This window comes from Wolbachia endosymbiont (group A) of Norellia spinipes, from assembly GCF_964273535.1.
The window spans coordinates 749908-764194 of sequence record NZ_OZ187006.1 but is presented as its reverse complement, the minus strand read 5'-3'; the positions used below and the strand labels follow the sequence as shown (position 1 = coordinate 764194).

Below are 14287 nucleotides of genomic sequence, written 5' to 3'. Positions count from 1 at the left end.
TCAGTTCTAAGAAATTGTCAAAAGTCTCAAAAAGATGAGTTAAAATAAAAAGAAGAATAGTGGAAGTTTAGTTGTTTACACTTTCATGCTATGCCCATAGCATCATATATTACTTAACCTTGCAATAATTTTTTTATTCTTGCTGCTTCTTCAAACTCTAAATTTTCAGCATGCTCTATCATTTGCTTTCTCAAGTCATCCTTATTAGTATTTACTTTTGATTCTGCTATTGCCCTCTCCTGTAAGGTGTTTGATATAGGTTTTATTATAGTCTTCGGGACAATATTGTGCAATATATTATGTTCTTCTTGTTTTTTTCTTCTTCTTTCAGTCTCTCTTAATGCACGATCTAAAGAACCAGTGATTTTATCTGCATACAAAATTACTCTACCTTCAGCATTACGTGCAGCACGACCGATCGTTTGAATGAGCGATGTTTCTGATCGCAAAAATCCTTCTTTATCAGCATCTAAAATTGCAACCAAACCACACTCTGGAATATCAAGACCTTCCCTAAGCAAGTTAACACCTACTAAAACGTCAATTTCTTTAGATCTTAATTTACATATAATTTCTATTCTCTCCAGCGCACCAATATCAGAATGCAAATAACTCACTCTCATATTTAATTCACTCATATATTCAGCTAAATTTTCAGCCATTTTTTTTGTCAGTGTAGTGATTAAAACACAAAATCCCTTTCCTATTGTCACTTGTGCCTCATGAATTACATCATCAATTTGACTCTCTATTGGTTTCACAATGCAGATTGGGTCTGTAAGCCCTGTTGGACGGATAACTTGCTCTATAAATACATTATTGGTCTTTGCCAACTCATACTTTCCAGGAGTAGCTGAAATGTAAATAGTCTGCGGCCTAACTTTCTCCCATTCTTCAAATTTTAATGGACGATTATCAAAAGCGGAAGGGAGCCTGAAGCCATAGTCAATCAATTTCTTTTTACGCGCCTCATTACCACTGTACATTGCACCAATCTGAGGAACGGTGACATGACTCTCATCAACAAATAAAATTACGTCTTTGGGTAAATATTCAAACAAAGTAGGCGGTGGATCCCCAGCTTCCATTCCATAGAGATAACGCGAATAATTTTCAATACCTTTACATATTCCTGTTGTCCTCATCATTTCAATATCAAAATTAGTGCGTTGCTCGAGGCGCTTTGCTTCAACAATCTTGTTTTGCAAGTAGTAATAATCCAAGCATTCATGCAGCTCTTTTTTGATTAGCTCAACTGTCTGCAACAGAGTCTCACGTGATGTAATGTGATAGCTGTTTGGAAAAATGGTGATTGTATTTAGGCTTTTGGTAATATTACTCGTTATAGCATCAATTTCAGAAATTTCTTCTATTTCATCACCAAGCAGCGATAAACGCCAAGCTTTATTTTCATAATAGGCAGGAAATATATCGATAATATCGCCACGCACTCTGAAATATCCTCTCTCAAACCTGGTATCAGAGCGCTTGTATTGGAGATCAGCTAAGTTACTCAAGAAATCATTAACATGAATTTTATCTCCAACACTTAAAGATATAGTCATGCTGCGGTAGCTTTCAGGCGAACCAAGACCGTATATGCAAGAAACACTGGCAACTACGATCGTGTCCCTGCGCTCCAAGAGGGAGCAGACGGCAGAATAACGCAGCATGTCAATTCTGTCGTTGATTGCAGAGTCTTTTTCGATATAAGTATCAGTTTGCGGCAAATAAGCTTCGGGCTGATAGTAATCATAATAAGAAATGAAATATCCAACAGCATTATTGGGAAATAATCCTTTCATTTCCTCATAAAGTTGTGCTGCTAAGGTTTTATTGTGTGCCATGATCAGCGCAGGTCTGTTTGTCCTTGCTATAACATTTGCCATAGTGAAAGTTTTCCCAGAACCAGTAACCCCAAGTAAAATTTGGTCTCTTTTATTGCTATTTAGCCCCGCAATTAAACTATCGATTGCCTGCGGTTGATCTCCAGCGGGTTGAAAATGTGTAGTGATTTGAAATTTCATAGACTTTACTTACTATCTTTGATTCATTGCATAGTGAACACTATATTGCTTTTAAGATAAGTTGTATAGCTATAAACTTTCCGTAAAGCCATAAAACATTAACCAACAATAGACTTCTCCTAAGAAACTCACTCAACTAACTCTTCTTGTTGAACTAATATGTAGCCAAATTCGCTCGCTTTTTTGATCAAATTTTTTACAGTTCTATCTTTATAGCGTGTTTCATAGTATTCCATTCCTTTTTCTACATATTCCTGTCCGTATTTGAGCATACTATAAAATATGCATGCCATTTTTCTTGCAGTAGCTGTTATTGCTTTTGGTGCTCCTAGTCGTTTTTTCAATCTTCTGTAGTATGCACCCAACGCACTTTTACTATTTCCTACAGAATGAGCAGCTATTCGCAAAGCATTCGCAGCACGGTTAATGACTTTACGTGTTCTTGTGTTAAACACTTTTTCCCCTGTAACTTTATTAGCAGGACTGAGTCCCAACCACGACGAAAAGTGCTTTTCTGTTGGCCATTTACTATGGTTTATACCAACTTCTGAAATTATGGTTTGTATACTTAATACATCAAATCCAGGAATTTTAGTGAAATCCATACCAGTTATTCGGTGCAGTTCCTCATACAAAGCAAAGCTTGGCTTACTTTTGCTATTTTTATTCTTTTGCTTACTTAGCTGTTTGCTTTCACAAGACTTTGTTTCAAACGTTTTATAATAGGCTTCAATATTTCTATCACATTCTGCTATTTTTTCTTGATAAATATTATATAATTCAAATTCTTGCTTTAGCGTGAATAAGTGTTCCTCTCTATAGTCACCAGCTAACGCTTTTGCAATAGTAGACTGATCATTTTTCATTCGCACGTCCCTGAATTCTGCTAATTTTTCAGAATCTCTTTCGCCTTCAATTATAGCTTCAATGATTTTCATACCAGTTATCCCAGTAATATGACTAATAACCTTGTATAATTGTATATTCATTTGAATTAATGCCTTCTGCATACGCAGAATATGTGTAGATGCACTTTCAGTGAGATTTTTGCGTTGCCGCACGTAACTGCGCAATACACACATCTGATTATCTGGCCTAAACGATCCATGAAGCAGTCCGTAGCTATGCAGTTGTTGGAGCCATTGGCAATCTTGAACGTCAGACTTCCTACCAGGTACATTCTTTACATGCCGTGCATTTTACCTCGAATTTGTATGACTCAAGTATTTGAAATAAAGGAATCCAGTATACTCCTGTTGATTCCATAGCTACTGTTGTAACTTTACACTTTTTCAACCACTGTGCTAAGTTATGAAGGTCTTCAGTAAAGCAGCCAAATTTCTGAACGCGTTGTTCATCTCTTCCTTCAGGTACACACACATAGTGTACAGCTGAACCAATGTCTATTCCTGCTGCATTAGATTTCTAATTTACTTTTTGCTTTTTTCATGGTAACTCCTACATATAATTTGTAATAGGGAAACGCTTCAGCTTGGAACGGTTGATAGTACAATCTCCTAACCGAGGTAGTCTAAATGACTCCATCAATGATTTGACCGTTCCTTCCAAAACCATGCTTGCATACGGGCACTTAGGCACCATTGAAAATGTCGGTCATAACTGCAGAGGCGCTCCCTGTACAACTATACTTGAAAACTACTAAAAACTTAAATTTGTGTGTTTCTTTCTGATTTGACAGATTTCGTCTGTTCGATGCTTGTATCTTGTCAAAAGCATCTAATGTTTTAAGCTTAAGCATTAGGTGGAGAAGGGAGGAACTCTGTGCTTCTTCTTAGATATAAAATCTGTAGAGGAGATAAGAATTCCCTTCTCAAAAGTATAGGCTGGAAGGTATCGTAGAAAGACCTGAATGGTTCTAATTCTGTATTCACAAGACTAGCCTTACTTTTCATTTTTAATGGTAACGTATGGGGTTATATATGATCAACAACTTTTTGGGCATAGATATATCAAAAGATCGCTTTGATGTTTTTCTCTCATTTATAAGCAAAAAAGGAAAGCGTGAAACTAGAAAAAGAAGCTTTAAGAACGATGGTTTCAAAGTCTACTGAATTTTCTACACAAACATAATGTAGAAAAAGTAAAAACCTGCATGGAATCTACTGGTTGTTATAGCGAAGCACTGGCTGAATTTCTACACAATGCTGGACATTTTGTAAGTGTTGTAAATCCTTATTGCATAAAATCTTATGCAAGGAGTAAGCTGATACGACAAAAGAATGATCAGACCGATGCAGAAGTTATTGCTGATTATTGCCAAAGACAGGAACCTTCTAGTTGGACACCACCTTCTCCTGAAATGAAAAAATTAAAACATCTTTATCGTTGCTCAGTTGCGTTAAAAGATGAGTTAACATTAGTAAATAACCACTTAGAAAAAAAAGAGAGACTGCCTAAAGAAGTTGCAAATGCTTGGGAAGACCTTGCAATGAATATAGCTCAAAAAATAGAAACAATAAAAAACTCCGTACGTGAACTATTAAATCAACACAAAGAATTGTTGGAAAATTTTCAACTTCTATTGACTATTCCAGGCATAGGAGAAGAATCAGCAATAGCTATTTTAGCTGAAGTTTCTGATATAGAGGTTTTTAGAGATGCCAGGCAATTGGCAGCATATACAGGAGTTATACCACGAAATATGACGTCAGGTTCCTCTGTATATGCCAAACCCAGATTAAGTAAATCCGGTTCACAAACATTACGTAAGGCACTTTTCTTTCCTGCCATAGTAGCTAAGAATCACAATCCTATCATTATGAGCTTTTGCCAAAGATTAAAGGAAAAGGGTAAGCATAATATGGCCATCGTTGGTGCTGCAATGCGTAAGCTACTCCATATCATTTTCGGTATTCTGACATCCAAAAGTGCTTTTGATCCTAACCATATCAAAAACTACAGGGCTAGGAGGTTGACTGAAGGTTTAGTACTTTAAAATCAAAAATGCTTCCTATCTATCTTATGTAAAGTGGTATCTTACACAAATTTATTGAATGTTGTTGGTTAGTGGATATGTTGATAAGTAAACTTCATCTGTTTTGTGCGTATAAAACTAATTTACTTATCAACATATCCACTAACTATAATCTGTGTACTGTTACACAATTGGAAGTATTTTTTGATTTTATGATGCAACTTGGGAAATTTTTATAATTTTTTTGTTGACTAACAAGACGGTATCTCCTGTCATCCCAGTGCTCTTTTTTTGTCATCCGAGTAGTCCCTTTTTTGTCATCCCAGTGCCCCGACACTGGGATCCAGAAAAGTTTGCTTGTAAGCAAGCAAACTAGCATAGAAAGTGGTTACAACATTTTCGATGAGATTATATGGAAAACTGGATCCCAGTGTCAAGCACTGGGATGACAGCAGTCCTACGTCATACCGCGATTCATTCGCGGTATCTCTTAACATAGATCCCGCTAACAAGCAGCGAGATGAAGATTATCGTTTAGCTATAAATATTTAAGAAATTTACCAAACGAAAAAAAAGGCAAAAGAAGCCCTAGTCATTGTCTATTTTCAGTATTTGGCGTTTTTTAAGTCTTAAACACTGCAACTAACCTACGCTGCAAATGTTTAAGAAATTTACTAAGCAGAAAAAAAGGCAAAAGAAACCCCGTGTTAGCTAGTTGTCACTCTCTAATCCTGCAAATTGGCGTACTATACTGTCTTAAACGACTTATAAGCGCGTTTCAGCTTATATAGGTAAAAACCCAGAAATGTTGTGAAGAAATAAGGTGCACATAGTGCAAAAAATTAAAAATAAGACGCCAACTACGTTGTTTTCTTGCTGTTTAATCTGCACAGATGAAGATAACTGAATACCTTCACTATCATGATAAGGGGGATGGCGGAGTTTGTCAAGGAAGTTTTTTCGTTTCTATTCCCAAGAAAAGTTCGTTATATGGTTATGCAAGAAGTCTATTATATTTCCTTACCCATTTGCTTAACTTTCTCTCTACTTTTTTTGAATAAGGTCACTATTGGCATGACAAACATTCATCGTAGTCAATATCTGTTTTGTGTTGCAATATTTCACTTTTTTTGAATATGTCATGCGAAACCTTGTCAGCTCTCTGCATTGATTGTGATCTGCAGTAATATAAGCTCTTCAATCCTTTTTTCCAGGCAAGCATGTGTATTTTATGCAAGTAACGTTTGTGTATGTTGGCAGGCAAGAACAGATTGACTGATTGAGACTGACAAACATACGGAGTTCTATCACTTGCATGTTCTATAATCCATCTTTGATCAAGCTCGTACGCTGTTTTAAATGTCAATTTTTCATGCTCACTAAGAAAATCTAAATGCTGAACGGAACCCTCGTTTGTCGAAATTGAAGACCATATTTTATCATTGTCTTGATTTTTTTCTGCTAATAGTTTTTGCAAGAATTTATTTCGCACTACAAATGAGCCTGTCAGTGTCTTTTGTATGAATACGTTTGCTGCATATGGCTCTATTCCAGGAGAGGTATTGCCTGCAATAATGGAGATTGAGGCAGTTGGAGCAATAGCGAGCTTGTGTGTAAACCTTTCCATTAGATCAACTTCTTTGGCATCAGGACATGCCCCCTTTTCCTCTGCTAATTTTTTAGAAACTATATCTGCTTGCTCACGTAAATACTTAAATATTTTTTTATTCCATTGTTGTGCTATTACTGATTCAAAAGGAACCATTTTGCTTTGTAAAAATGAATGAAAACCCATCACACCAAGACCAATACTGCGTTCTCTGGCTGCAGAATATTTTGCTCGCTGCATTTCATTCGGTGCTTTATTTATGAAATCTTCCAATACATTATCAAGAAAGCGCATTATATCTTCTATGAAGAGTTTATTGTCTTTCCATTCTTCGTAGTACTCAAGGTTTACGGATGATAGACAACACACAGCAGTGCGTGACTTATTCAGGTGATCATAACCTGTAGTTAAAGTTATTTCACTGCATAGATTTGACATCTTGATGTCTAAGTTGAGCTTTTTGTAAGATTCTGGCTTATTGTTATTTGTTGCATCAAGGAAAATAATGTAAGGTTCTCCAGTTTCAACTCTTGCTGTTAATATTTTGATCCATATATCCCGCGCTTTTACAGTTGAAATAACCTTATTGTTGTGAGGGCTTATTAAATTCCATTCTTGATCATTCTCAACAGCCTGCATAAATTTATCTGTTACTATTACAGCATGATGTATATTTAACGCTTTGCGATTTGGGTCACCGCCTGTTGGCTTGCGCAAATCCAGAAACTCTTCTATCTCCGGATGAGATACAGGAAGATAGACTGCTGAACTTCCTCGCCTTAAGGATCCCTGACTAATTGCGAGCGTTAGAGCATTTTGCACCACAATAAATGGTACAATTCCTGATGTTTTACCACTACCTTTTACACTTTCACCAATTGAACGTAAATTTCCCCAATAACTACCTATGCCTCCTCCACGTGCAGCAAGCCAAACATTTTCATTCCATAAGTCAACTATTCCCTGCAAGCTGTCTTCGGTTTCATTAAGAAAGCAAGAGATAGGCAACCCTCTCTTGGTGCCACCATTGCTGAGTATTGGTGTTGAAGGCATGAACCACAAGTTGCTCATGTAGTCATAAAGACGCTGCGCATGTTCTTTGTTATCAGAATAGTAATTAGCAATACGTGCAAAGAGGTCTTGGTAACTTTCATTTTCTATTAAATACCTGTCTGATAGAACTGCTTTTCCAAAATCGGTTAATTTGCTATCCTTTGCGTAATTAATAGTAATGTTATTCATAAAATTCCTTTTATTCTTTTATTATATATAGATACTTAAAAGCCACTTTGAGCGATTTTTAAGTTAGGTTTTTCGGATTTTCTTGTTGATGCTGTAATGCAAACAAGATACCGTCAACCTGACTGCCATATATTTTACAGTAACTCATATAACTTATCTGCATATTTATTTTTTTTGCAACATGTTGAACATAACTTTCTGAGTGATGAAAATAGTCTCCTTTGTTTACAAAGTCAATACCTTCACCTTCCTTTCTTCTTATTAAACATATAATAACCCCTTTTTTGCTCGTAGATCTTTTTGCTAATTCCAATTCTTCTTGAAAGTCATGTAGATAATGTAGCACTTCAGCAAAGATAATTACATCATACTGCTGGTTTTTCTTTTGTTTAAGAAACTCTTTCATTTCCATATGTATTAATTCATTGTAAACAGGCTTACCTTTTATAAAGCATCCTCTTGCGATATTTAGCATTCTACTTGAAATGTCAATTCCTGTTATGTGGCTTCCAGTACTATTTATTTTTAAGAAATGACCACATATTCCAGTCCCACAACCAAGGTCAAGTATATTGAGCTCAGAAGTGGAGTTGTTGAAGATTTTTGTAATTATCATGTGTACAAGTTCATGCCCTCTATACTGTTTAGCAATCAACCAATGCTCAACAAAATATTCACCTGTGTAATCAAAATATTGTCTTATGAGGTTTTTTGGCAATTCTGTAATAGGCGCTGAGTTTGTCATTTTTTTTATATAGTAAGATGCCTCCTCGTGATCACTATCTAATTTTAGTGTCTGTGTTAAATAATTATAAGCTTTATTAGTATTCCCTACCGCAAAATGACACCTTCCGATGTTATACCAGACTATGGGTAAATGGGGGTAAAATATGCTAATTAACCAAAATCGTAACTTTGCATCTGATATGCTACCTTTATAAAAGTGATATAAACCGATTTCAATGTTGGTATTTAACAGGTTCTTAGATTTTTTAAGAAGCACTGTCATTTCTTTATGAAGAGTATTATATTTATTCACAATGAAGTGTTTTACTTTCTTAATATTTAATACACCAATGAGCTTAGACATACAATTTAAAGCAACGTTTTTTATAAAAGAGAGATTACTTTTCATACATGAGAAATACTCCGAATGTTCATTATCATTTTTAGGCAATTGATTTTAACACATTTTATCTTACAAAATATCTTTTTTATTAATTTTTACTGTATATATAAGTTTAACGCATATTTCTCAGATTGTACTGTTTAGGATTGCTAGTATATTGTTGTTGATAATATAAGTAAATGTTTTGTGCAAAAAGGCGTTGACATATTATTTATTAGGTTATAATATAAAGATTAATTTAGTTTTTAGATGTTTGACAAGTTTTATGGTAGAGATTAATTTAATCTCAATTCAATTTTAATAATATTTAACTCTGCATATTCTGCATATAGTCGGATAAATAAATTATTAAGAGCACTTGATGGATGCCTTGGCGTTAAGAGGCGATGAAGGACGTGGCAGGCTGCGATAAGCTGTGGGGAATTGTCAACAAATTTTGATCCGCAGATTTCCGAATGGGGAAACCCAACTAGCTTGGCTAGTTATTACATACTAAGTATGTAAAGCAAACTTGGTGAACTGAAATATCTAAGTAGCCAAAGGAAAAGAAATCAACCGAGATTCTGTTAGTAGTGACGAGCGAAAGCGGAAAAGGCTAGTGATTTAAGAATAAGAATTAGAATACTCTGGAAATAGTAACCATAGAAGGTGATAGTCCTGTATAAGTAGAAAGTTTTTAAATCCTTGAGTAGAGTGGGGCACGTGAAATCCTGTTTGAATATGGGGGGACCATCCTCCAAGCCTAAATACTCCTTAACGACCGATAGTGAACAAGTACCGTGAGGGAAAGGTGAAAAGAACCCCGGGAGGGGAGTGAAATAGAATCTGAAATCAAGTGCTTACAAACAGTTGGAGCTCTATATCAATTTATTGATATTTAGAGTGACAGCGTACCTTTTGCATAATGGGTCAGCGAGTTAATCTATGAAGCAAGCTTAAGCCGTTAGGTGTAGGCGTAGCGAAAGCAAGTCTGAATAGGGCGTTTTAGTTTTATGGATTAGACCCGAAACCAAGTGATCTAGTCATGACCAGATTGAAGGTGTGGTAAAACACACTGGAGGATCGAACCAGTTAATGTTGCAACATTATTGGATGAGTTGTGATTAGGGGTGAAAGGCCAATCAAACTTGGAAATAGCTGGTTCTCCGCGAAATCTATTTAGGTAGAGCGTTGTATGTATGTTGTTGGGGGTAGAGCACTGGATAGACTAGGGGGATTCAACGTCTTACCAAATCTAACTAAACTCCGAATACCAACAATTAATTATACAGCAGGCACACTACGGGTGCTAAGTCCGTGGTGGAAAGGGAAACAACCCAGATCACTATCTAAGGTCCCAAAATTACAGCTAAGTGGGGAAGGAAGTAGAAAAACCATTACAGCTAGGAGGTTGGCTTGGAAGCAGCCATCCTTTAAAGAAAGCGTAACAGCTCACTTGTCTAAATAAGTTTTTCTGCGCCGAAAATGTACCGGGGCTAAAGCTGTATACCGAAGATGTGAGTGCTTATTGATTTCGATCAATAGGCGCGGTAGCGGAGCGTTCCGTAAGTCTGTGAAGGTGGTTTGTGAAAACTGCTGGAGATATCGGAAGTGAGAATGCTGACATAAGTAGCGTAAAAGAGTGTGAAAAACATTCTCACCAAAAATCTAAGGGTTCCTACGTTAAGTTAATCTGCGTAGGGTTAGTCGGTTCCTAAGGCGAGTCCGTAAAGGAGTAGTCGATGGCAATTAGGTTAATATTCCTAAACCTCTTAAGTGTGACGGGTTTCGTATTTGTATAGATCTTATTGGATTGATCTATGCTTAAAAGAAGCTCCAGGAAATAGCACTTATATTTATGAGGCCGTACCGCAAACCGACACTGGTGGATGAGTAGAGTATACTAAGGTGTTGAAAGAATGATGTTGAAGGAACTCGGCAAATTATACCTGTAACTTCGGAAGAAGGGTAACCTGCTTTTAGGCAACTATGAGTAGGTGGCACAAAATAGGGAGTAGCGACTGTTTACTAAAAACACAGGACTCTGCAAACACGTAAGTGGAAGTATAGGGTCTGACGCCTGCCCGGTGCTGGAAGGTTAATAGGAGGGGTGCAAGCTCTAAATTGAAGCCCCAGTAAACGGCGGCCGTAACACTGACGGTCCTAAGGTAGCGAAATTCCTTGTCGGGTAAGTTCCGACCCGCACGAATGGCGTAACGATTTCTCCACTGTCTCCAACATCACTTCAGCGAAATTGAATTCCCCGTGCAGATGCGGGGTACCCGCGGTTAGACGAAGAGACCCCGTGCACCTTTACTATAGCTTTACATTGCTATTAAAAGTGTGATGTGCAGGATAGGTGGGAGACTTTGAAGTTATGGCGCTAGCTATAATGGAGTCAACCTTGAGATACCACCCTTTACACTTTTGATATCTAACTATGTTTCATTATCTGGAACTAGGACATTGTATGGTGGGTAGTTTGACTGGGGCGGTCGCCTCCTAAAAAGTAACGGAGGCGTGCGAAGGTAAGCTAGAGCTGGTCGGAAATCAGCTTGATAGTATAATGGCATAAGCTTGCCTGACTGCGAGGCTGACAAGCCAAGCAGAGACGAAAGTCGGTCATAGTGATCCGGTGATTCTGTATGGAAGGGTCATCGCTCAACGGATAAAAGGTACGCCGGGGATAACAGGCTGATGGTGTTCGAGCGTTCATAGCGACGACACCGTTTGGCACCTCGATGTCGACTCATCACATCCTGGGGCTGAAGAAGGTCCCAAGGGTTCGGCTGTTCGCCGATTAAAGTGATACGTGAGTTGGGTTTAGAACGTCGTGAGACAGTTCGGTTTCTATCTGCCGTGGGTGAAGGAAATTTGAGAAGGTCTGACTCTAGTACGAGAGGACCGAGATGGATATACCTCTGGTGTACCAGCTGTTATGCCAATAGCATCGCTGGGTTGCTATGTATAGATGGGATAATTGCTGAAAGCATATAAGCAAGAAACCCTCTTCAAAAAGATTTCCCAATTAAGGCCGTGGAAGACTACCACGTTGATAGGCTATGTGTGGAAGCATGGTAACATGTGAAGCTAACTAGTACTAATAGCCTGATTGATTTATTTGCTTTCTATATGTGTGTATGCAGTGTTAAATATTAAGTTAAAATTGTTAAGTTAGAAATTTTTATTGACTTGGTGGCTATAGCAAAAATGAACCACCCGATCTCATCTCGAACTCGGAAGTGAAACTTTTTAGCGCTGATGGTACTTGAAAAGGGAGAGTAGGTCGCCGCCAAGTTTATAAAAATTTCTTTTTATCGCCTTTTAATAATTCTTTTATTACGAGAAGTCGCTTCTATATTCAAATCTAATAATTGTGGTCTAGGCTTATTCTTATTCTGCTCTAAGTATCGACTTTGCTCAAATGCTAATTCCCATTGTGTACGATAATTAGATTCTTTATATTCATAAAAATCTTCTTTAACATTATTTGTATTTATATTGAGATTTTTATCTTGTTCTTTTCTACTCTCTACCATTAAACACCCACACCCGTTAATTTATTTTAAAAATTTTACTTATGTTATCATAAAAAATATAGTTGTAAATACCTTAATTGAGATTTTTTTTATTTTATCTTTTTTAAGCAAATAGTTAGATCTTTTTGTAAGTTTTTATAATTTGCTTGCATAATGTTTCTATGAGTTAGTATTATGTAGTAGTGCCCTATATTGCTTATATTTAAAATGCTAATTTTAGCAAGCATTCGTAATTGCCTTTTTATTTTATTTCTTTTTGCTGCTTTTCCGGCTTTTTTACTGATAGCCAGACCTACTCTAATAGTATGAGTGTACTTTTCAGGTTCTCTTTCTTTTATGGCGTACAGTGATATATAAAGCCCACGATAAAAAAGACTGCTGAGTGCTAACTTATTTTTGAAAGCAAAGGAAAAATCTTTTTTTTTATACTTACTATGCGCATAATTTGTTACACCCTAATGAACGGCGCCTATTAAGGATTTTTCTTCCAGCTCTTGTTGCCATACGTGAACGAAATCCATGTCTGCGCTTTCTTATCAAATTTTTTGGTTGAAATGTTCTCTTCATTGTTTTTATATTAATATAATTATTTATTTTAAATTGTTTTACTTTATTGTCAAATGATGGTGAACTTGTATGACATTTTCGTAGAATAAAATTTGATGCATGGGAAAATGAATTCGGTGATAGTCATACCTGTCCTACTAATCCTTTTATTTTGTTTTAGTAGGTTTCAAGAAGTAAATAAGGTTAAATCTTATCTATATCTTAGTTGTGTATGGATGCTAACTTGGTTGTTAGTACTCTATAATAATTGTTTTGTAACTTTTATTTCTATAGCGTTACTTTTTTTCATGCTTGCTTTTATCTTTAAAAATAAAAGAAATAAGATAATAAAACTTTCGTTATTTGTGGCTTTGGCCATATCATTTTTTATCACTTTATTTATAATGCTATCTATTTTTATTCAATCCATTAATTTTTTTAATAAAGTAGCTATTTCAGAATTCTTGTTTTGCTTGAAATGGGGCCACAATGTAGTCACTGTCAATGAAGAGAAGATAGGATATTTTGGTATAGCGCCGCTTTTAGTAGGTACATTACTTATAACTATTATAGCAATGTTAGTTGTCGTTCCGCTTGGTTTATTTTCTGCAATATATATTAGTGAATATGCGAGTGAGAAAGTGCGTTATATTGTTAATACAACTTTGCAAGTTTTATCTGCTATTCCTACGGTTGTATATGGATATTTTGCGGTTGTGTTCTTGTCTTTCTTTATAAAGCAGGTAGCAAATTTTTTTGGTTTAAGTATACACTCAGAAAGTGCCTTAGTTGCCGGTTTATCGATTGGGATAATGATTCTTCCTTTTATTATTTCTTTACTCGAAGATGCCATAAGATCTGTTCCAAAAAGCTTGCGTTATGGCTTCATGGCACTTGGCGCAACTCCAGCGGAAACTATATGGCATATAACAATACCTTATGCAATGCCTACAATTTTAAGTGCAATTTTATTGTCAATTTCAAGAGTGATAGGTGAAACAATGATTGTGCTAATGGCTGTGGGAATCAACGCAAATTTGACTTTTAACCCTCTTAATTCAGTTACTACCATTACCGTGCAGATCGCTACATTACTTACCGGAGATCAGGATTTCAATAGTGTACAAACTCTTGCTGCTTATGCGCTTAGTTTAGTATTGTTTATTATTACTTGGCTATTAAATGCATTTGCATTGTTTGTAATGAAGCGTAACTAGTAAGCGTTTTAATGTTGCAAAATTTCTATTAATAATATAAGATTTATTTTCTTTAGAAGTTCTT

General features: G+C 36.2%; 7 protein-coding genes, 2 rRNA genes and 3 pseudogenes. 5 read left to right on the top strand and 7 right to left on the bottom strand.

All coding sequences use genetic code 11. The features are described from left to right. Positions 1–113: 113 nt before the first annotated feature. Together uvrB and ACFZP3_RS03775 are read right to left on the bottom strand one after the other, a co-directional pair. Positions 114–2027 carry an excinuclease ABC subunit UvrB gene (gene uvrB, locus ACFZP3_RS03780; protein WP_386086872.1) on the bottom strand — a complete coding sequence of 638 codons (1914 nt, stop codon included), beginning with the start codon at positions 2025–2027 and terminating at the stop codon, positions 114–116. Positions 2028–2155: 128 nt separating this feature from the next. Continuing rightward, positions 2156–3477, bottom strand: a pseudogene (locus tag ACFZP3_RS03775) (IS110 family transposase). 490 nt (positions 3478–3967) lie between these two features. On the opposite strand from ACFZP3_RS03775, the pseudogene ACFZP3_RS03770 reads away from it, so the two are divergent. Next, a pseudogene (locus tag ACFZP3_RS03770) lies at positions 3968–4983 on the top strand (IS110 family transposase). 293 nt (positions 4984–5276) lie between these two features. Beyond that, positions 5277–5411, top strand: coding sequence for a hypothetical protein (locus tag ACFZP3_RS03765; protein ID WP_265017381.1), 135 nt, complete (start codon positions 5277–5279; stop codon positions 5409–5411). A 617-nt stretch (positions 5412–6028) separates the two neighbouring features. On the opposite strand, the gene ACFZP3_RS03760 is transcribed toward ACFZP3_RS03765, so the two are convergent. Then, positions 6029–7813: a ribonucleoside-diphosphate reductase subunit alpha gene (locus ACFZP3_RS03760; protein WP_253309154.1), complete on the bottom strand. Its 1785-nt coding sequence runs from the start codon at positions 7811–7813 to the stop codon at positions 6029–6031. Between the two features lie 58 nt (positions 7814–7871). Next, a complete protein-coding gene (locus ACFZP3_RS03755) occupies positions 7872–8948 on the bottom strand; it encodes a methyltransferase domain-containing protein (protein WP_386086871.1) in 1077 nt (358 codons plus the stop codon). A gap of 332 nt (positions 8949–9280) precedes the next feature. Between ACFZP3_RS03755 and ACFZP3_RS03750 the strand changes: the two genes are divergently transcribed. Beyond that, positions 9281–12046, top strand: a 23S ribosomal RNA gene (locus ACFZP3_RS03750). 66 nt (positions 12047–12112) lie between these two features. Continuing rightward, a 5S ribosomal RNA gene (gene rrf / locus ACFZP3_RS03745) occupies positions 12113–12219 on the top strand. Between the two features lie 16 nt (positions 12220–12235). Here the strand turns inward: rrf and ACFZP3_RS03740 are convergent. The 3 genes and pseudogenes from ACFZP3_RS03740 to rpmH form a co-directional block, all read right to left on the bottom strand. Continuing rightward, the gene (locus ACFZP3_RS03740) at positions 12236–12460 is read right to left on the bottom strand and encodes a hypothetical protein (RefSeq protein ID WP_253309152.1); all 225 of its coding nucleotides are present in this window, start codon (positions 12458–12460) and stop codon (positions 12236–12238) included. A gap of 89 nt (positions 12461–12549) precedes the next feature. After that, positions 12550–12873: pseudogene (rnpA, locus tag ACFZP3_RS03735) on the bottom strand (ribonuclease P protein component); the annotation flags it as partial. Between the two features lie 19 nt (positions 12874–12892). Then, on the bottom strand, positions 12893–13027 hold the full coding sequence (gene rpmH / locus ACFZP3_RS03730; protein ID WP_006279898.1) for a 50S ribosomal protein L34: 135 nt from the start codon (positions 13025–13027) through the stop codon (positions 12893–12895). Positions 13028–13134: 107 nt separating this feature from the next. Here rpmH and pstC point away from each other — a divergent pair, with 107 nt between their 5' ends. Further along, positions 13135–14223, top strand: coding sequence for a phosphate ABC transporter permease subunit PstC (pstC, locus tag ACFZP3_RS03725; protein ID WP_264688474.1), 1089 nt, complete (start codon positions 13135–13137; stop codon positions 14221–14223). Positions 14224–14287 lie beyond the last annotated feature (64 nt).